The sequence below is a fragment of the Pelotomaculum sp. PtaB.Bin117 genome, assembly GCF_002067195.1.
Taxonomy (GTDB): Bacteria; Bacillota; Desulfotomaculia; order Desulfotomaculales; family Pelotomaculaceae; genus Pelotomaculum_D; species Pelotomaculum_D terephthalicicum.
On sequence record NZ_MVQM01000064.1, the window covers coordinates 1 to 18,255 of the forward strand.

23 protein-coding genes are annotated in these 18,255 nt (G+C 51.0%); 16 read left to right on the top strand and 7 right to left on the bottom strand.

Features of this window, described 5'->3' with window-relative positions:
• The first annotated feature begins 106 nt into the window (after positions 1-106).
• The 11 genes from A4E54_RS04000 (at position 107) to pdaA (ending at position 9,332) form a co-directional block, all read left to right on the top strand.
• Positions 107-1,102, top strand: a complete 996-nt coding sequence (locus A4E54_RS04000) for a beta-ketoacyl-ACP synthase III (protein ID WP_240085016.1) — start codon at positions 107-109, stop codon at positions 1,100-1,102.
• 74 nt (positions 1,103-1,176) lie between these two features.
• Positions 1,177-2,130, top strand: a complete 954-nt coding sequence (fabK, locus tag A4E54_RS04005) for an enoyl-[acyl-carrier-protein] reductase FabK (RefSeq protein WP_240085004.1) — start codon at positions 1,177-1,179, stop codon at positions 2,128-2,130.
• The gene (gene fabD, locus A4E54_RS04010) at positions 2,127-3,068 is read left to right on the top strand and encodes an ACP S-malonyltransferase (RefSeq protein ID WP_240085003.1); all 942 of its coding nucleotides are present in this window, start codon (positions 2,127-2,129) and stop codon (positions 3,066-3,068) included. The genes fabK and fabD overlap by 4 nt, the downstream gene beginning before the upstream one ends.
• A 1-nt stretch (position 3,069) precedes the next feature.
• Positions 3,070-3,816 (top strand): 3-oxoacyl-[acyl-carrier-protein] reductase, encoded by a 747-nt coding sequence (gene fabG / locus A4E54_RS04015; protein ID WP_240085002.1) that lies wholly within the window; start codon positions 3,070-3,072, stop codon positions 3,814-3,816.
• Between the two features lie 73 nt (positions 3,817-3,889).
• Entirely contained in the window at positions 3,890-4,120 is a 231-nt protein-coding gene (gene acpP / locus A4E54_RS04020) for an acyl carrier protein (protein WP_248286112.1), read from the top strand.
• Positions 4,121-4,184: 64 nt separating this feature from the next.
• Positions 4,185-5,423 carry a beta-ketoacyl-ACP synthase II gene (gene fabF / locus A4E54_RS04025; RefSeq protein WP_240085001.1) on the top strand — a complete coding sequence of 413 codons (1,239 nt, stop codon included), beginning with the start codon at positions 4,185-4,187 and terminating at the stop codon, positions 5,421-5,423.
• Positions 5,424-5,457: 34 nt separating this feature from the next.
• Positions 5,458-6,159 carry a ribonuclease III gene (gene rnc / locus A4E54_RS04030; protein WP_240085000.1) on the top strand — a complete coding sequence of 234 codons (702 nt, stop codon included), beginning with the start codon at positions 5,458-5,460 and terminating at the stop codon, positions 6,157-6,159.
• 169 nt (positions 6,160-6,328) lie between these two features.
• Entirely contained in the window at positions 6,329-7,243 is a 915-nt protein-coding gene (gene ftsY / locus A4E54_RS04035) for a signal recognition particle-docking protein FtsY (protein WP_286724550.1), read from the top strand.
• Positions 7,244-7,471: 228 nt separating this feature from the next.
• A complete protein-coding gene (locus A4E54_RS04040; RefSeq protein WP_240084428.1) occupies positions 7,472-7,699 on the top strand; it encodes a type II toxin-antitoxin system Phd/YefM family antitoxin in 228 nt (75 codons plus the stop codon).
• The gene (locus A4E54_RS04045) at positions 7,683-8,099 is read left to right on the top strand and encodes a PIN domain-containing protein (RefSeq protein ID WP_240084427.1); all 417 of its coding nucleotides are present in this window, start codon (positions 7,683-7,685) and stop codon (positions 8,097-8,099) included. Before A4E54_RS04040 ends, A4E54_RS04045 begins: the two co-directional genes overlap by 17 nt.
• Before the next feature lie 246 nt (positions 8,100-8,345).
• Positions 8,346-9,332 carry a delta-lactam-biosynthetic de-N-acetylase gene (gene pdaA / locus A4E54_RS04050; protein ID WP_240084426.1) on the top strand — a complete coding sequence of 329 codons (987 nt, stop codon included), beginning with the start codon at positions 8,346-8,348 and terminating at the stop codon, positions 9,330-9,332.
• 84 nt (positions 9,333-9,416) lie between these two features.
• Here the strand turns inward: pdaA and A4E54_RS04055 are convergent, their stop codons facing one another.
• Positions 9,417-9,635 carry a BTAD domain-containing putative transcriptional regulator gene (locus tag A4E54_RS04055; RefSeq protein WP_240084425.1) on the bottom strand — a complete coding sequence of 73 codons (219 nt, stop codon included), beginning with the start codon at positions 9,633-9,635 and terminating at the stop codon, positions 9,417-9,419.
• Positions 9,636-9,795: 160 nt separating this feature from the next.
• Here A4E54_RS04055 and A4E54_RS04060 point away from each other — a divergent pair, with 160 nt between their 5' ends.
• Positions 9,796-10,602, top strand: a complete 807-nt coding sequence (locus A4E54_RS04060) for a TIGR00266 family protein (RefSeq protein ID WP_240084424.1) — start codon at positions 9,796-9,798, stop codon at positions 10,600-10,602.
• Here the strand turns inward: A4E54_RS04060 and A4E54_RS04065 are convergent.
• Both A4E54_RS04065 and A4E54_RS04070 read right to left on the bottom strand, forming a co-directional pair.
• Positions 10,588-11,508 carry a sensor histidine kinase gene (locus A4E54_RS04065; RefSeq protein ID WP_240084423.1) on the bottom strand — a complete coding sequence of 307 codons (921 nt, stop codon included), beginning with the start codon at positions 11,506-11,508 and terminating at the stop codon, positions 10,588-10,590. The two genes, A4E54_RS04060 and A4E54_RS04065, sit on opposite strands and share 15 nt — an antisense overlap.
• 465 nt (positions 11,509-11,973) lie before the next feature.
• Positions 11,974-12,141, bottom strand: coding sequence for a winged helix-turn-helix domain-containing protein (locus A4E54_RS04070; RefSeq protein WP_286724560.1), 168 nt, complete (start codon positions 12,139-12,141; stop codon positions 11,974-11,976).
• On the opposite strand from A4E54_RS04070, the gene A4E54_RS04075 reads away from it, so the two are divergent.
• Both A4E54_RS04075 and A4E54_RS04080 read left to right on the top strand, forming a co-directional pair.
• Positions 12,140-13,126, top strand: coding sequence for a LamG-like jellyroll fold domain-containing protein (locus A4E54_RS04075; protein ID WP_286724562.1), 987 nt, complete (start codon positions 12,140-12,142; stop codon positions 13,124-13,126). The genes A4E54_RS04070 and A4E54_RS04075 overlap by 2 nt on opposite strands.
• A 28-nt stretch (positions 13,127-13,154) precedes the next feature.
• Complete coding sequence (locus tag A4E54_RS04080) at positions 13,155-13,628, top strand: copper amine oxidase N-terminal domain-containing protein (RefSeq protein ID WP_286724564.1); 474 nt, start codon at positions 13,155-13,157, stop codon at positions 13,626-13,628.
• Positions 13,629-13,751: 123 nt separating this feature from the next.
• Here the strand turns inward: A4E54_RS04080 and A4E54_RS04085 are convergent, their stop codons facing one another.
• Both A4E54_RS04085 and A4E54_RS04090 read right to left on the bottom strand, forming a co-directional pair.
• Complete coding sequence (locus tag A4E54_RS04085; RefSeq protein ID WP_286724566.1) at positions 13,752-15,758, bottom strand: glycoside hydrolase family 15 protein; 2,007 nt, start codon at positions 15,756-15,758, stop codon at positions 13,752-13,754.
• Between the two features lie 52 nt (positions 15,759-15,810).
• Positions 15,811-16,836, bottom strand: coding sequence for a glucosidase family protein (locus A4E54_RS04090; RefSeq protein ID WP_240084420.1), 1,026 nt, complete (start codon positions 16,834-16,836; stop codon positions 15,811-15,813).
• Between the two features lie 166 nt (positions 16,837-17,002).
• On the opposite strand from A4E54_RS04090, the gene A4E54_RS04095 reads away from it, so the two are divergent.
• The gene (locus A4E54_RS04095; RefSeq protein ID WP_240084419.1) at positions 17,003-17,194 is read left to right on the top strand and encodes a hypothetical protein; all 192 of its coding nucleotides are present in this window, start codon (positions 17,003-17,005) and stop codon (positions 17,192-17,194) included.
• A gap of 167 nt (positions 17,195-17,361) precedes the next feature.
• On the top strand, positions 17,362-17,670 hold the full coding sequence (locus A4E54_RS04100) for a hypothetical protein (protein ID WP_240084418.1): 309 nt from the start codon (positions 17,362-17,364) through the stop codon (positions 17,668-17,670).
• A 31-nt stretch (positions 17,671-17,701) separates the two neighbouring features.
• Here the strand turns inward: A4E54_RS04100 and A4E54_RS04105 are convergent, their stop codons facing one another.
• Entirely contained in the window at positions 17,702-17,959 is a 258-nt protein-coding gene (locus A4E54_RS04105) for a hypothetical protein (RefSeq protein ID WP_240084417.1), read from the bottom strand.
• A complete protein-coding gene (locus A4E54_RS04110) occupies positions 17,946-18,248 on the bottom strand; it encodes a hypothetical protein (RefSeq protein ID WP_240084416.1) in 303 nt (100 codons plus the stop codon). The genes A4E54_RS04105 and A4E54_RS04110 overlap by 14 nt, the downstream gene beginning before the upstream one ends.
• Positions 18,249-18,255 lie beyond the last annotated feature (7 nt).

Consider the following 18,255-nt stretch of genomic DNA (forward strand, 5'->3'; position numbering starts at 1 on the left):
ATAAAAAATGCGATTAGGGTAGCGATGGAATCAGTTGATAATTATCTGGTGGACTCTATCAGGGATAGTATTACGCTTGCCGAAAAGAAAGAGGTTGATTGCGCCGATGCACAGGGAAGTGGTTAACGCCGGAATTTTGGGGATTGGGACCTATGTACCGGAGCGAATTCTTACCAATACAGAATTAGAGAAAATGGTAGATACCAGCGACGAATGGATTCGTTCCAGGAGTGGAATATCCGAAAGAAGGATTGCCGGATCGGAGCAGGCCACTTCGGATCTGGCTTCAAATGCTGCCAGACGGGCGCTTTCTGACGCCGGGACAGCACCTGAAGAAATTGATCTGGTTATTTGCGCCACAGACACGGCGGATATGATTTTTCCGGCTACCGCCTGCCTGGTGCAGGACCGGATCGGAATTAAAAAAAAGGCGGGGGCCTTTGACCTGGCGGCCGGGTGCACCGGATTTGTTTACGCGCTTGCCGTAGGCAGCCAGTTTATTGCTGCCGGCACCTGCCGGAGAGTACTGGTGATCGGAGCCGAAACTATGTCCAGAGTAATTAACTGGGAAGACCGGAGCACCTGTGTGCTTTTTGGGGACGGCGCAGGCGCGGTGGTTTTAGGGCCGGTGCCTGCCGGACAGGGTATTTTAGCCACTAAGCTATACTCCGACGGTGCCGGAGGGCCCCACCTGCTGCTTCCGGCCGGGGGGTCCAGGCGTCCGGCCAGCAGTGAAACATTGGACGAAAAGCTTCATTATTTGCAAATGAACGGCAGGGAAGTTTTTAAATTCGCGGTCAGAGTTATGGGGGAGGCCGCTGAAGAAGTAATTGCCGAGGCCGGGCTTAATAAATCAGATATTGACTTTTTTATCCCCCACCAGGCGAATATCCGGATTATTGAGCCGGCTGCCAAAAGACTCGGCATATCTATGGAAAAGGTAATGGTCAACGTGGATCGATACGGGAATACATCGACAGCCTCAATACCGCTGGCGTTGGAAGAAGCTGTGCGTGGCGGCAGGATTAATAAAGGCGACCATGTTGTCATGGTAGGTTTCGGCGCCGGATTGACCTGGGGAGCGGCAGCAATTAAATGGTAATACTTTTCATGTAAGGTTATTTATGGTATATTTTTTTTATATTTATTTAAAATATTATACAGGGGGCGGGGGTATTGTTCCGTACCGCGTTATGTGACTTGTTGAATATCGAGTATCCAATTATTCAGGGCGGTATGGCCAGGGTGTCCACTGCCGAATTAGCTGCTGCGGTTTCTGAAGCGGGCGGGCTTGGAATTATCGGATCAGGCACTATGCCTGCCGATTGGCTCAGGAAGCAAATTCGTCTGGCCAGACAATTAACCAAAAAACCTTTCGGCGTCAATGTGATGCTGCTTTCACCTTATCTGGCAGACATAATGCTCCTGCTCAGGGAAGAGCCTGTGGCGGTGATTACCACAGGTGCGGGAAATCCCGGAAAATACGTTCCTTCTTTGCGGGAAGTGGGCACGAAAGTGATCCCGGTGGTATCTTCGGTGGCGCTGGCGAAGAGGCTGGCCCGCACCGGTGTTGACGCCCTGATTGCCGAAGGGATGGAATCAGGAGGGCATATCGGAGATATAACTACCATGGCCATGGTTCCACAGGTGGTGGATGTTGTTGATATTCCGGTGATAGCGGCCGGCGGTATTTTTGACGGCCGGGGGTTTGTGGCCGCGCTGTCGCTGGGAGCGGTGGGAGTGCAGATGGGCACCCGCTTTATGTGTGCCAGTGAATGTACAATCCACCCAAAAGTAAAAGAAGCGATTATTAAAGCCAAAGATCGTGACACGACGATCACCGGCGCTTCACTTGGACACCCGGTGCGATCTTTGCGAAACAAGTTCACCAGGAAATACAAGGAACTGGAAAAGCAGGGTATAACGGTGGATGAACTTGAAAAGTTTGGCGTGGGCAGCCTCGCGGCGGCCATGGTTGAGGGGAATGTGGAAAACGGTACGGTGATGGCCGGGCAAGTTTGCGCCATGGTCGGCAAAATTCAAACTTCCCGTGATATTATTTTAGAAACATTGCAGGAAGCCCAACAAGTAATTGGCAATATCAGCAGACTGGTGGTGAAAAAAACGTGAAGGTAGCTTTTGTCTTTCCGGGCCAGGGCTCTCAAAGCGTGGGAATGGGCCGGGAATTTTACGAAAACTATCCGGAAGCCCGCGCTGTTTTTGAAAAGGCTGACCGGGCTCTGGGGTTTTCCATCTCTGAAATGTGTTTCGCCGGGCCGGAAGCGGAATTGAACAAAACAATCAATACCCAGCCGGCGGTTCTGACTGTCAGTGTGGCCTGCCTGGAAATAATCAAGCGGGCAGGCGGTCCGGTCCCATCGGCAGTCGCGGGGCATAGTTTGGGTGAATACAGCGCCCTGGTGGCCGCGGGCTCGTTATCCTTTGAAGACGCTGTGCGGCTGGTGCGCAAGCGGGGCCAGTACATGCAGGAAGCTGTTCCCCTCGGTGCGGGAGGGATGGCCGCCGTCATGGGCCTGTCCGGCGAAGAGGTTCAGGAAGTATGCCGGAAAGCTTCCAGCGCCGGGATTGTGGAGGCGGTTAACTTGAACTGTCCCGGCCAGGTGGTTGTGGCGGGGGACAATAACGGATTGAAAGCCGCGGCGTTGCTGGCCAAGGAAGCCGGCGCCAAGCGTTTTATTCCCTTGACGGTTAGCGCCCCCTTTCATTCAAGCATGATGAAACCCGCCGGTGCAAGACTGGCCGCCGACCTGGACAAGATCTCTGTCGCTGATCCGGGCGTGCCGGTGGTGGCAAATGTTACGGCTGATTTTGTCCGCACCGGGCCGGAGGCTAGGGCTTTATTAGTCCGGCAGGTCTACAGCCCGGTGCGCTGGGAGGAGAGCGTGCGCCTGCTTGTTTCCGCCGGAGTAACGGACGTTGTTGAGATTGGCCCAGGCAAGGTTTTAAGCGGCTTGGTGAAGAAAATTAGCCGGGAGCTGAAGGTAGGCAATGTTGAAGACCGGGCTTCTTTGGAAAAAGCCCTTGCGCTTGTCGGGGAGGTTGGCTAAAATGGTTCTTAACGGCAGAACTGCCATTGTCACAGGAGCTTCCCGCGGCATTGGACGCGCCATTGCCCTTAATCTGGCGAAAAAAGGGGCGGCGGTGTTGATCAACTACGCGGGCAGGGCCGACGCGGCGGCGGAAGTGGCGGAAGCCATCAGCAGCGCCGGCGGGCGCGCGTTGGTTTGCCAGGCCGACGTATCCAACCAGACGGAAGTGGAGGCCATGGTAAAAACTGCCCTGGCTGAATTCGGAAAGGTGGATATACTGGTAAACAACGCTGGCATAACCAGGGACAACGTGGTTTTTCGCATGAAAGACGCGGAATGGGACGCAGTGCTCGGGGCGAACCTCAAGGGAGCTTTCAATTGCATCAAAATTGCCGCCAAAAGCATGTTTAAGAACCACTACGGGCGCATCATAAATATCAGTTCGGTGGTCGGCTTGACCGGCAACAGCGGTCAGGCAAATTACAGCGCGGCTAAAGCGGGCCTGATCGGCCTGACGAGGGCCATGGCCAAAGAGCTTGGCTCGCGTAATATTACTGTTAACGCCATAGCGCCTGGTTATATCGACACGGAAATGACCAAGGGACTGGCGGAAAGTGTTCAAGGAAAAATGCTGGAGCAGATTCCTTTAAAAAGGTTCGGCTGTCCGGAAGAAGTGGCTGAGTTGGCGGCGTTTTTGGCCTCGGACGCGGCCGGATACATCACCGGGCAAACAATAAACGTGGATGGCGGTATGGTTTGCATGTAATATTTTGTAGGTAATATATAGGTATGCGACAAACTGATCTGGTTAGAGTGCCGAAAGGGGGTGAGTGTTCATCATGTCGATAGCTGACAAGGTTAAAGCCATTATTGTTGATCAATTAGGTGTGGAGGAAGATGAAGTTATACCGGAGGCGTCCTTTGTCGATAACCTGGGAGCTGATTCTTTGGATATTGTGGAATTAGTCATGGCTCTGGAAGAAGAATTTGATTTGGAAATCCCCGATGAAGACGCAGAAAAAATACGTACTGTAGGCGAAGCGATAAAATATATCCAGGATCGCCAATAATTTTACGTCGGTCTGTAAGTCCCGGGGGCAACCACGGGACTTTTTCGAAGAGGGAGGGTATATATTGCGTAAGCGGGTTGTAATTACCGGCCTGGGGATTATTTCTCCGGTAGGTATTGGGTTGGAACAGTTCTGGTCCTCTATTGCCGGCGGGGTTTCCGGGATCAGGCGGTTGACCAGGTTCGACGCGACCAACCATAGCACTAAAATAGCGGGTGAAGTTGTTGATTTTGAAAACACTAAGTACCTGAATAAAAAAGACGCCCGGCGCATGGACCGCTTTACCCAATTCGCGGTGGCGGCCACCGGGATGGCGCTTGAGGACGCGGGCCTTGACCTGGAGAAGGAGAACAGGAACCGGGTTGGCGTTATTCTCGGGTCGGGCATAGGCGGCATTGAAACACTGGAGGAACAAGCTAAATTGTTGCTTGAGAAAGGTCCCGGGCGAGTCAGTCCTTTTTTCGTGCCGATGATGATCGCCAACATGGGAGCCGGACAGGTGGCGATCAATTACAGCCTGTATGGTCCAAACATCACCAGCGTTACAGCGTGCGCCTCCAGTTCGAACGCCCTGGGAGACGCTCTTAGATTGCTGCAGTGGGGTCAGGCGGATGTGATGGTTTCCGGTGGAACAGAGGCCCCGCTCACACCTTTGGCAATGGCCGGGTTCTGTTCCATGAAAGCCATGTCAACCAATAACGATGAGCCGGAAAAAGCGAGCAGACCTTTTGATGCGCGTAGAGACGGTTTCGTATCAAGTGAGGGAGCTGCTATTTTGGTGTTGGAAACACTGGATCACGCTCTTAGCAGAGGGGCCAGGATTTATGCTGAGTTTGCAGGGTACGGCAGTTCATGCGACGCTTATCATATCACTGCGCCTGATCCTGAGGGGCGCGGGGCGGCCAGTTCGATGCTGGAAGCGCTCAAGGACGCCGGCATTGGAGCTGAAGAGATAGACTACATCAACGCCCACGCGACGTCCACTCCCCCCGGGGATAAGGCTGAAGTAACAGCGATTAAAAAAGTATTCGGAGCACATGCCCGGAAACTGGCCGTCAGTTCAACGAAGTCCATGACCGGCCACCTGCTGGGCGCCGCGGGCGGCTTGGAGGCAGCCGTATGTGTTTTGGCCATCAACCGCGGGCTTATACCGCCTACAATCAATTATGAGTATCCTGACCCCGACTGTGACCTGGACTTTGTTCCCAACACGGCGAGGCATGCTGAAGTAAACATGGCTCTATCAAATTCTTTCGGGTTCGGCGGTCATAATGCCACCTTGATATTCAAACGATACTATTAAACTAACACCCTGACGGGGTTTAGGGGTGATCCCGGTGTCAAAAATAAAGAATTGCCAGTCCCGGTTAAAAAGGCGGCTTGGTATAGACTGGCGGGATGATGACTTACTGTCAATAGCCTTGACCCACAGTTCGTTTACTTATGAAAATCGCCACGCCGGGGCGGAGAATAATCAGCGCCTGGAGTTTCTGGGAGACGCGGTGCTTGAATTGGCTGTAAGCGATTATTTATACCGTAATAATCCGGAAAGAGATGAAGGAGAGCTGACTAAATTGAGGGCGGCGATAGTCTGTGAACCTTCCCTGGCCAGAGTCGCCGGCGGTTTGGAACTAGGCCTTTGTCTGAATATGGGCAGAGGGGAGGAGCGGTCCGGAGGCAGGGAGCGCCCGTCGATATTGGCCGACGCTTTTGAGGCGCTGTTAGGAGCCGTTTATTTGGATCAGGGACTGGGCCGGGCTGCTGAGATTGCCCTCCGGTGCCTGGCGCCGGTCATTAATGATGTCATGGAAGGGCGGTTGGAGCGGGACTATAAGACCGAACTGCAGGAACTGGTCCAGCAGAACAGCGGGGAAACAGTGCAATACGTTATTTTAAAAGAAGATGGGCCTGATCACGATAAGACCTTTACAGCGGGTGTGCTCCACCGGGGGCAAATGTCCGGCAGGGGAACCGGCCGTTCGAAAAAAGACGCGGAACAGCAGGCGGCCAAATCAGCCCTGCTTAAAATGAACAAGTGATTATCTTAAGGAGCCAGGAGCAGTCAGAAATCAGAAGTCAGAAGTCAGAATGACAGAACAAATACGGTGGAAGCATAATCCCGGTTTTTATTCTGAATTCTGACTACTGAATTCTCAGTACCTGAACAGTAACGAATATTTACTAACATGGGAGGCAAAAAACGGGCCAATGGGTTTTTTTAACCGGTTAAAAGAAAGCCTTACCAAAACCCGCCAGGGTTTTGTCGAAAAAATAGATAATCTGGTTCACCGTCATAAAGCCATCAATGAAGATCTTTTCGAAGAACTGGAAGAATTGTTAATTCAGGCCGATGTCGGGGTGAATACAGCCCTTGAGCTGGTGGAAGGGGTGCGGCGCGCGGCTAAGGAGCGGCGGCTGGAAGACGCCGGGCAGATCAATGAAATTCTGAAAGAGCAGATTAGCGGCATGCTGGACAAGGGCACTTCATCGATTAATTACCGCGCAGGCTCGACGACAGTGATCGTTGTTGTGGGGGTAAACGGGGTGGGCAAGACCACAACTATTGGGAAGCTGGCGTATTTGTGCAAATCTGAAGGGAAGAAAGTTATTATGGGCGCCGCGGACACTTTTCGCGCCGCGGCCATAGACCAGTTGGAAGTCTGGGGCAACCGTGCCGGGGTGGAGTTGATCAAGCACCAGGAAGGGGCCGATCCCGCCGCTGTCGCCTTCGATTCCTTGCAGGCCGCGAAAGCGCGCCGGGCCGACGTTTTAATTATTGACACGGCCGGCAGGCTGCACACGAAAAGCAACTTAATGGAAGAGCTGAAAAAAATAAACCGGGTGTTAGACCGTGAAATGCCCGGGGTGCCCGATGAGGTGATGCTGGTGCTGGACGCCACAACCGGCCAGAACGCCGTCAATCAGGCCAAGCAGTTTAGCGAGGCGGTCGGCATAACCGGCATAGCCCTGACCAAACTGGACGGAAGCGCCAGGGGCGGCGTGGTGATAGCCATATGTCAGGAATTGAATATTCCCGTGAAACTAATCGGCATCGGTGAGGATATTGAGGACCTGAGGCCGTTTGATGCCGGGGAGTTTGCAGAAGCGTTGTTTTCTTCATAAAACACCGGCATATTATACCTATGGCTTAAAAAATAGTTGTTGATGGCAAGAGAGAGCTAATTTATAATAGCTGTCTCTTGTTTGCTTTAATTAACCGGGAGGTCAAAGTTACCGGTTTAGCCGATAATATTAATACAATCGAACGTTTTTTAATGACTTTATCGTACGATTTTAGTATAATGACATTTAAGATATTAATACTATATTTCGTACAAGGGGGGTTATCCCATGTTAATCACTGCCACTGAGTTTAAAAATAATATCGGGAAGTATCTGGCGCTCGCATCCAAGGAGGATATTTATATTACCAAAAACGGAAAGAGCGTTGCAAAGCTAACCAATGCCAATCAGGATAAAGTGCAGATAGCTAAATCGCTGTTTGGCATCCTGCCTGCCGGTGCTTCCTTGAAACGGGCGAGAGAGGAGCGTCTGAGCCGTCGTGAACGTGCTGATTGATACCAACGTTATACTGGACGCCATGGTTTCACGCGCTCCTTTCAACGAATCGGCAGAAAAGCTGTTTCTTTTAGCCGCCGAAGATAAGATCACGGCATTCATTACCGCCAACAGCGTGACCGACATTTATTATCTGCTGCACAAGCATTTACATGACAACACACAATGCAGGCAGGCTTTGCTAAAGATCTTCACGATTTTCAAAATATTAGATGTTACCGGTTCCGACTGCGAGAAGGCTTTGGAACTGCTAACAATGCCTGATTATGAAGATGCTTTGCTTGCCACCTGTGCTAAAAGGGGAAAAGTCGATTGCATTATTACCCGAAACCTGAAGGATTTTTCCGTTTCGCCTGTTAATGCGCTATCACCTGATGATTTTCTTAAAAAATACTTGTAATATAACCGCCCGGTCAATGAATTGGTATTATAAGAACGAGAGAGCTTGTATCTATGAAGCTCTCTCTTGTCTACTTTTTACTTTTTTATAGATAATTTTTCTTTCCTGGAGTGGGACGCCTTATTCGAAGGAAACTGTCAATTCATGTCGAATTTATATAAATTAAGAAGCTGCTTAACGGACGGATAATAAAATAATAATCCGTCAATCATAGTAATATCTCAAGCAAACTTGGAGGGTTGGGCGATGACACTACTGGCGAAAGATTATCAGAAGAAACGGATTCTCCTGGTTGTTTTTGTTTTATTTTTATTGGGATCAGGTTGTGCTTTGAAGGAACGTGTTTTCACAGGCCAGCAAAGCGGCGCTGCCGGAGTACCCCCATCTGAAGTCCAGGCCGAACAGGTTTTGCCTGAAAGTGAAACCGAAAACGAAAACGAAACTCAAGCGGCGGTACCCGATATAAATGAAGCAAACACAGGTTCTTCAGAAACATCCTCGTCACCGCCAGAACCGTTGGCCATAACCAACAGCCAGTTGTCCAACACCAAATATGGTTGGGGTCTGGTGCGGAATAACAAGCATCTCCAGCCGGAAATGCCTGCGTCAATAAGCGAAAGGCTTAGCCGGTACGGCGCGTATTGGATTGGCGACCCGGCGGAAAAAGTGGTTTACTTGACCTTTGACAACGGTTATGAGAACGGCTATACCGCTAAAATTTTGGACGCGCTCAAAGCCAATGAGGTCAAGGCGGCCTTTTTTGTCACCGGGCACTATCTCAACGACCAGCCCGAATTAATAAAACGCATGGTGAACGAGGGGCATATTGTATGCAATCACACTGACACCCATCCCAGCTTGCCTGACGTGTCTGATGAGCAAATTATTAAGGAAATTCAAATAGTAGAGCAGGATTTCGAAAAAATAACCGGCAAAAAAGGAATGAAATACCTGCGTCCACCCCAGGGTGAGTACAGCGAGCGCACCCTGGCCGTGACCAAAGAATTAGGCTATCATAATATTTTTTGGAGCATGGCGATGAAAGACTGGGTGCCGATGCCGGGCGGTTCGCAGGAGGCTTACCAGTCAGTGATGGACAACCTGCACAACGGCGCGTTAATCCTGCTGCACGCGGTTTCCAAGGATAATGCCGATGCGATGGACCGTATGTTAAAAGATATAAAAGCCCAGGGTTATACGTTTAAGACCTTGGATGACCTGGTTAATCGTTAATTCAAAAGTGGCAATCCCTTTGCAAAACCGTAAAACGCTGAAAACGGGTGTGACGCTGGTTGGAAGTAAGAGCGCCACACCCGTTTAACTATATTGGATTTTCTTATACATGTCGTTTATTTCCGCAGCCGGCGTTATGCCATATTCTTTCGAGAGGACCGCGACCAGTTCCTTGCACAGGGACAAGGCCTGCTGTTTTTGTCCACTCTGCCACAGCAGTTCTATGGCTTCTTCAATTATTTTTTCCTTGAGATGTTGACGCCTTTCTATAATCAGAAACCTGGCTAAATTTTCAGCCTTCAATGTTGAACAGCTTGGCTGTGCCGCCGGGTTGTTCAACATGGTCTATCGCAGTGAACTGGGGATATGAGTAGTAAAATAAGTAGCAAATAGCGTATAATTAATTTACAAAAATTCTGCTGATGTTTGATAAAATTAATATAAAAAAGCTGGAGGAACGAGAATGAAAAAAGCGCATGAAATTGATTTCACTGTTTACGGCGATGATATGCAGTTTGTTGAGATCGGCCTGGATAGCGGAGAAAGTGTGGTGGCCGAGGCGGGAGCCATGATGTACATGGACGGCAGTATTGAGATGGACTCCATATTCGGGGACGGTTCGGGAAAAGACAGCGGAAAAGGTGTTATGGGAATGCTGATGGGCGCCGGCAAAAGAGTTCTTACCGGGGAGAGTCTCTTTATGACGGTGTTTACCAACCGGGCCCGCGATAGAAAAGTGGTGGCTTTTGCCGCGCCCTATCCTGGAAAGATAATTCCGTTTGATTTAAGCGAGTACGGGCAACAAATGATCTGCCAGAGGGATGCTTTCTTATGCGCGGCTAAAGGAATTGCTATTGAGATAGCCTTTCAGAAAAAAATCGGGGCCGGTCTTTTTGGCGGAGAAGGCTTCATTATGCAGAGACTGGAAGGGGACGGCCTGAGTTTTATGCACGCGGGCGGTACTATAATAAAAAAGGACTTGGCCCGGGGAGAAATGCTGAAGATTGATACCGGCTGCCTGGTAGCGATGACGGCAACGGTAGACTATGACGTGGAATTTGTCGGAAATATTAAAAGCGCGATTTTTGGCGGAGAAGGGCTGTTTTTCGCCACATTAAAGGGCCCGGGCACCGTATGGCTGCAATCTCTTCCATTTTCCAGATTAGCCGACAGGATGATTGCCGCAGGGAAAAAAAGGGGCGGGAAAAACAAGGAAGAAGGCAGCCTCATTGGGAATATCGGGCTTGGAGGCCTGTTAGGGAGAGATTAAACGTTGGGCGAAGCAAAAGGTGCTTCCCTGGTTTAGAACACTTTCAGCCCAAATCCGGCCGTTATGGTACTCGATAATTTCCTTTGAAATAGCCAGGCCTAGGCCGGTGCCACCCGTCTTTTCCGCGGTAGCAGCTCCTTTATAATAGCGATTGAATATATAAGGCAGTTCTTTCGGAGAAATACCTGTACCAGTGTCCGTTACTTTGACCAGCGCTTCAAAACAGCCGGCGCCTGTCCCGGTTCTGGCGCGGGATGCCCGCCCGCCGTCAACTTGAACAATTTTGTAACCGACGGAAACTGTCCTGCCCTGGGGCGTGTGCTTAACCGCGTTGTAGATCAGGTTGGCAAAGACTCGTTCAATTTGGTCCGGATCAACCTCCACAGTGGGCATGGTTTCAGAGGAATCCGGTTCCCGGGGGGCAGGACTGTTTAAGTTGAATCTAAGACCCGCATTCAGTACGTCCACTCTGTATTTATCGAACAATTGCAAGATGAGGTCGTTAACCGCCACCTGCTCCAGATTGAATTTCACGCGGCGTGATTCCAGCTGGGCCAAATCGAACAGATCTTGAATCAGCCGGTAGCGGTAGATCAGGTCCTGGGCGTTTTCCGCCAGTAGCTGCAGGCGGGTCTCGCTTTCGGTCAGGCTGTTTTTGATTTGCTGGTAATAAACGAGGAGAATGCCTATGGCCAAAAGAAATGCCATGGCGCCGGCAATCAGGTAACCCCAGGGGGCGAACCACTCCACATTCCTTAACAGGGGATAGTTGCCAAAGTGTAATCCCGTCAAGACAAAACTCCATCCGGTAATACGCTGTCCTGTGACTTCTATGTTCCCGGCCTTAAGGAAAGCCAAGCCGGTCCAGAAATAGATAGCCACTACCAACGGTATGATTGGAGCCATAGCCTGGATAAAAGAGGCCTGGGAAAAACTGACAGTGCGACCCAACCGGCAGTGAGCCAAACCCAGATAAAAAAAAGTTTAGGCATCCTTTTCCCAGTAAAATTAATGGTTCCCCAACTGAGAAAGTAGGCCCCGATAATGCAGCCTAACTGGTTGAAGATATGAAAAAATAATGTTTCATGCCCCTGAAAAATAGCCAGGTCAAAGGATAGTTTCAACACCCAGCCGTAACAGCCGACCCCCCACATAATTAAAAAGGGCTTGCGGTCATGGGCATAGAGATATGAAAAGACCAAGGCCATAATTATTTGAATAACTATTTGGGCTGATATGGTAGGTACATACCAGGTTATAGCATTCTCCAACATACTTCCTTCTTCTGGTCAATGTTTGTTATCCTGTCGGCCCGGAATCAACTGAGCCCTGGTCGGGCGCCCCATTGAATTTAGCCCAATCCCTTAACTGTCAGGATATATCGGGGGCGGGAAGGATCCGGTTCGATCTTTTACGCAGGTTACTGATATGCACCGGAACCATTCTTAAGTCAACAGGACTACTCTCATTCCATACCAGCCGGTAGATCTGTTCGGCATTAAATATCCGGGCCATCGTGGAGGCCATGGGCGGGACCATGGGATGGACTGCTTCCGAGAGTAAGGTCACGATAGGTTACCAGGGAACCAGCATCGACCTGTGGATAGGGCAGAACACAGCCCGGGTCAACGGGCAGGAGAAGGCCCTGGACGTGGCCCCGTTTGTCTCGGCAACAGGCCGCACCATGCTGCCGCTGCGCTTTGTCACCGAGAGCCTTGGTTCCCAGGTGCAGTGGGACGGAGCCACCCAGAGTATAACAATCACCTCCGGCGGCATCACACAAAAACCGGTAACCGGCACGCCACCGGAAAAAGGGCTGATCGCCCACTACAAGTTTGACGGTGACTTCAGGGACTCCTCGGGCAACGGCAACGACGGCAAGCTAAATGGAGACGTGGGATTTGCCGATGGAGTATTTGGTCAATGCGCCCAGTTCAAGGGAGGGTTTTTGCAGGTAGCCGACAACTCTGAACTGGACCTCACCGGGCCCTATACCATCTCTGCCTGGATCCGGATCGCGCCCGGTTCCGACAGCACGATCATATCAAAATTGGCTGATAACGGTATGGATAGCACGTATTTCGCCAACGCCTATGATTATGATTCTGATATAAGCGCCAGTGATTCTACCCTGCAGATGTGGATGTCTTACGATTATGACAACAGTCACTACACGGAAGCGTCGGTTGAGGTCGAGGGGCAGGACGCGGTCAACAAATGGGTCCACGCGGCCTTTACCAACGACGGCGGCAAAATCAACCTGTACGTTGACGGTGTGCCGCTGGGGACCGCGCAGGTGCCTGAAGACAATTATGTTACATCCGACAGCAATGTGCTGATAGGCGGGATAATCCAGAGCGGAGCGAGCAGTTATTTCCAAGGCAAAATGGACGACCTGCGCATTTACAATTACGCGCTCGACAGTGACCAGATCAAGGCGCTGGGAACCGGTACCGCCGGAGCCTCCAGCATAGTCCTGCAGGTGGACAATCCGTTGATGACCGTGGACGGCGGCCGAGAATAAGGTGACCATCAGCTGCCAGGGCACTTCGGTGGAGCTGTGGATTGGGAATGAAGAGGCCAAAATCAACGGCCAGAAAAAGATCCTGGAGGTTGTGCCGTTTGTTTCGGAAACAGGCCGCACCATGCTGCCCCTGCGCTTCGTGATTGAGAACCTGGGGGCGCAGGTGGCGTGGGACGGGACCGACAAGCGGATCACCATTACCTACGGTGAGGGAGATGGCGACCAGGTGGCGGACTTCTCGGGCACCTGGCTGCTCAACAACGGCTGTTTAATGGAACTCACCCAGAGCGGCAGCCAGGTCAGCGGCACCTATGACCAGGGCTCCTGGATGGTCAGCGGTACGGTGACCGGGAACGTGCTGGAAGGCCAGTTTTATTCAGACACTGAGGGATACCGCTTTGTCGTGACCATGTCGAACGACGGGAAGAGCTTCGACGGCCTTGAATATTACAGCGATACGCCGTGGGAGCTTCACGGGGAAGAAGTAACGGGGAGCAATTAAAGGGGCATTCCCGTTTGGCAGCGTCAAACGGCCTCCGGCTTAAACACCCCGGAGGCCTTGATTTTCCTGGAGCTGATAGTGAGGATTTGAACCCGTGACCGGCGCATTGCGCGAGGGCAGGTGTTATGTTTTGGCGATAGATATTATGCTCAGCCTGTCCTCCAGGGCGAGCCGGGCCAGTACGAGCATCGCGTGCGACCAGTTCAGGGGCATCACCCAGGCCGGGCCGCCGCGGTTTTTGTCGGCCTGTTCCGGCAGGAGCAGGTGGCGGTTTGCCTGTTCCAGGCACCAGCGGTACAATGTTTTAGCCCGGTGGCGGTCGCCGCGCATACAGTAATAAATAGCGAGCCAGAAGGTGGTGACCAGCCAGGGATTGCCGCCTCTGTAGCTGTCGCCCTCATAACGGCGCAGGCCGCCGACATCGCGATTCCAGAGCCGTTCTTCAATAGCTCTGACAGTGGCCTGCATTTTTTCGTCTTTCGCGTCCAGCACGCCGAATGGAAAAGCCAGGCCCAGCAGGGCCGCGTCCAGCCGTTCATCCTCGCCTACCCAATATGTCGGGTAGAGACCCGCCGGATCGGTTTGCGTATAGCTGAATTTGCCTTCATGAGCCGCGTGATGGTAGCTATCCTGGCAAACCCTCCTGTTGATGCCGCGTATGAAACTATGATGTCTATCCGACCACTGGTGCTTCAATATTCCTTCTTTTACTGCTGCAGCGGCCATGTGCCAACGCCGCGCTGTCTCCCGCTCTCCTTTAATTATGGCGATTTCACTTGCCGCCTTCAGGCCTCCGTATACCGCCGCCGCGGAGTAAGTGCCCTGGCTGTGTTCGTCTTCCCAGAGGTCGAAACTGGGGGACGGCAGACCGTTGGCCTCCAGGTTTTCCGCGAGATAATCGGCGCCCGCCGCCAGGGAGGACCAGGTCTGTTCCAGGAAATGATTATCCCGGGTAAGACTGTAGTGGTGTCCGTAACCCCACAATACAGAGCCGGCCTGGTCTATTTGCTTTCCCCAGGTGGGGGCGGCTAAGCCGTCGGTAAAATACCTCTGCTGCCAGTCTCCTGCTTTTTCCTGCACCGCGCCGGCAAATTTGTAAAAATGCGCCGCGATATCATGATAACCGGCCTCGTCAAAAGCCGCCGCGATGAATACGGAATCACGCGGCCAGCAGTAGCCGTACCCGCCGCACAGCAAATAATATGGATCAAATTCCGGCGCGGCGATTGAAGCGCCGGTTTCCTTATTTGACATCAGCTTCATTGCCAGAAGAGATCTGCCATAGGCTGCTTCACTGCCCGCGTTTTCACCGGCCGCCCGCGTTCCCTTCCTGAGCCAGCCGCGCCAGTATTGCTTTGTTTGCTCAAGCAGTTCAAGACCATCCTGCGAGGCGGCCCCGGCGAGCAATGTGATCACTTTGTCCCTGTCGGCGCCCGCGGCCAGGTATAGTGTAAAATTTTTTGACTCGCCCGGCGGCAGATCACCCATATCCCAATCCAAGCTGGCGGCGCTTTGCCGGATATTGTCGCTGCCTCCTCGCAGCGCCCCTCTTGAAGCATTCTGGAAAGGATCGGAATGCGTGCAGCGCCTGCCGCACTGATAACCGCTCAGGGGGTAGCCGGACCCGGCGACGGCCAGGTATATATTTCTCCGGAAGAAGATGAGAGAATGATTGCAAAAATCAAGGTAGGCGCCGTCGTAATGAGTCGACTCATCAAGATCAAAAGCGCAATAAACCAGAAAAGTCAGTTTTTCTTCTCTTTCCCCGTGGTTTGTCAGGGTGTAGTGCCGCACCAGGATGTCCCTGTCGGGGAGAACGAAGTCCTGCTGGACAACTTTAAAATAATGCGTCCGGCTGCACATTTCGGTTTCTAATATATTGGTGTTTTCCAGGTAGCGTTGAGACGACTGCCATATATTTAAATGAAACCATTTGGTAAAACTTTGTCCCTCCGGTAAAAACAATTTAATCCCCGGCCAAAAGTGTCCCAGGTGTTGGCCATAGTCAATTTGAGGCCAGAAAAGTCTGAATATCTCACCGTTTTCTCTTAGAGACGCCAGCATTTTGGAGTTTCCGACGATTGCTTCAGGCATTTCCGGCTGGGTCTTTAGACTGGATATTTTTTTCACCGCCATATAAATATTGTAGTTTTTATATTATGCCTGTTAGTGAAGCTTATTATTATAAAGGACCCGGCCGGAAGACGGTTTGTGCGTGAAAGCCGGTTCCTCTGAGCTGAATTAGCTTTGCGCAGGTCATAATGAAAAAAGCCGACTCGCCGCAATACCAGTACCCCGATTTTGGTTCAATATAAGATTCAACGCCCTGCAGGACTTTCTCGAGTGCGCGCTCGTGATCGCCGTGCAGGCAGGTGTAGTAGCCAAGGATCATCCACGGGAAGTCCGGAGGCTTGATATTGACCCAGTCCGGTTGGTTGTTGTTAAAAGTTTTATAAAGGTGGACGGCGCGCTCTGAGTCCGGCTTGATTAGCCCGTATACCACCGGAAATATCTGGCAGGCGGCGTCGGGGTAGAATTTCTTTAAATCAACCTTATTTTTAAATAGGCCGATTTTGCTGGCATGGTAACACCTGCCGGACGAATTCCAGAGAGATCTTTCTATACCCGAGGCGATGGCATCGGCTTTAGCCCGGTAGCGCCCGCTGTCCTGATCACCCAAATAATAAAGGAGATCTGCGAAATCTTTCAGCCCCCGGTAAGTTTCACAGTTGTCCATCAGATATTTTACCCGGTAGCCAGCCAGGGCAAAGGTGAGCCCATCCCGATCCATCAGGTTAATAATGACCCCGGCCACTTTTTTTAATAAAGGCAGATTTTGCCTGAGCCATCCCGTTTGCCCGGTTCTGTAGTGATAGGCGCAGACAAGAGACAGGTAGGTCCCGGCGTATGAATCTTCCGAATCCGGCCAGGTAGTTTTGCTGTTTAAATTATCGTCATAATGGTAATCCAGCATAGTTCCGTTTTTTTCAAGGTGGCGCAAGTACCAATGCAAATAACGCTCGACGAGGGGATGGGAGGAAGGGTCTTCCAACATGGCCATAGCCGCGAAATTGGAAAAGTACGGCATAACCCAGCCTTGATCGGGGTACTTCTTGATGGCGCCGTCGGCGTCGCTGCCCGGATTAAGAATCTGACAGCTTTTCAGCCAGTTGAACTGGGCGTTCAGATGATTTACGATGTGTTGCATAGGGGCACTCCTTTCACTGCCGCTGCCGGCATTCTTATACCTAAAATTAGTAACATTGCTTTTTTTAACACTTTGAAAGGGATTTTAACATTATTGCTGAATAGAAATATGATGACTTCGTAAAGTAATAGTATTGGTTATAAAATATTCAATCAGCGGACGAATCTTGCGGAAAAAGGAAATATTTTTTATTGTTGCCGCCAGCGGGTTAGCTCCGGTAAAAAACAACCTGGAACCGACTTTCCAGGATGTCGAGCAAAAACATTGGGCTTACTCTTTTGCTGAAGCGGCCGGAGTTGTCGGGGGGAGACCCTTTGCCGTGGGGCATCCTTGGTTACGCGGCGACAGTAATGGATGACCTGCCGCGTGCGGGTGTCTTTCCTCAATCCTGCAGGTCATCATACATTACCGGTGGAAGGAATTACCCGTGGTCTACATGCGAGAGCGCTTTCTACGCCCTGGCTTGTGAAGCCGCCCGGGTAAAAATCAAGAAGGCCTCAGATAATAAAGAAAAGGAGATGCCGCATGAACAGTTATTCCCGTTTGCTGTTGATATTGTTTGCCCTGGCTTTTCTCTGCATTCAGGTGGTAAGTTATATGACCAATATAAGCAGGCACGAAGAGAAGATGGTTAAGCTTGATAACTTGGCGCTTCAAGTTGACAAGGGCAATTTTTTTGATTTGAAAATGGATCCACAGGTAGAGCTGAGAAAAGAAAAAGTTGTGTTTAGAAACGAAACAATCGGTTTCATCCTCAAAGTGCTGGTTATTTCCGGGGCCACGTTTTTTGTCTCTGTAGTGATCAGGAGACGCAGAAGACCGGGAGAAGAGTGAGCTGCCCCGCGCCGGCGGCTGCCGCGATTAGTTATCTGAAAAAAATAATGACCTGAATGACGGCTAATACAGCCACACCCAATAAAGATATCGATACCGCCAGTTTTGTCCTGCTTAAAGCGGACGTCAGCGCCGACAAGGTTTCTTCCAGAAAAGAAATCCTTTCATTTACCCGTTCAATCTCGCCATGCAAGAAAGAGGTGTTCTCCTCGGCGGGAAGGATTATTCTGGTCTTAATAGTATCGGCCAGGGAATCTATCAATGCGGCTTGTTTATTATTCTCTGTCATCTTGGGTTTCCCTGCCTGCCAGGCTTATTGCGTCCCTGAAAGACGATAAAATGACTAACGGCACTTGCTGGATCCGGGCGTCCAACTCCGCTATTTTTTCCTTCAACTCAGTCATTTCCAATTGCTCTTGGGTCATTAATTCCTTTAATTGACTGGATATTTTGTAGTTTTCTTCCAGTACCGGCTGGACCATTTTGGTTTTAAAGCCTGTGAAGATGTCCGCTAACATTTGCCCGATTAGCTCGTCACTTGTTTTGTCACTCTTCAATCCCTCGATTTTTAAATCCATGTTTCTC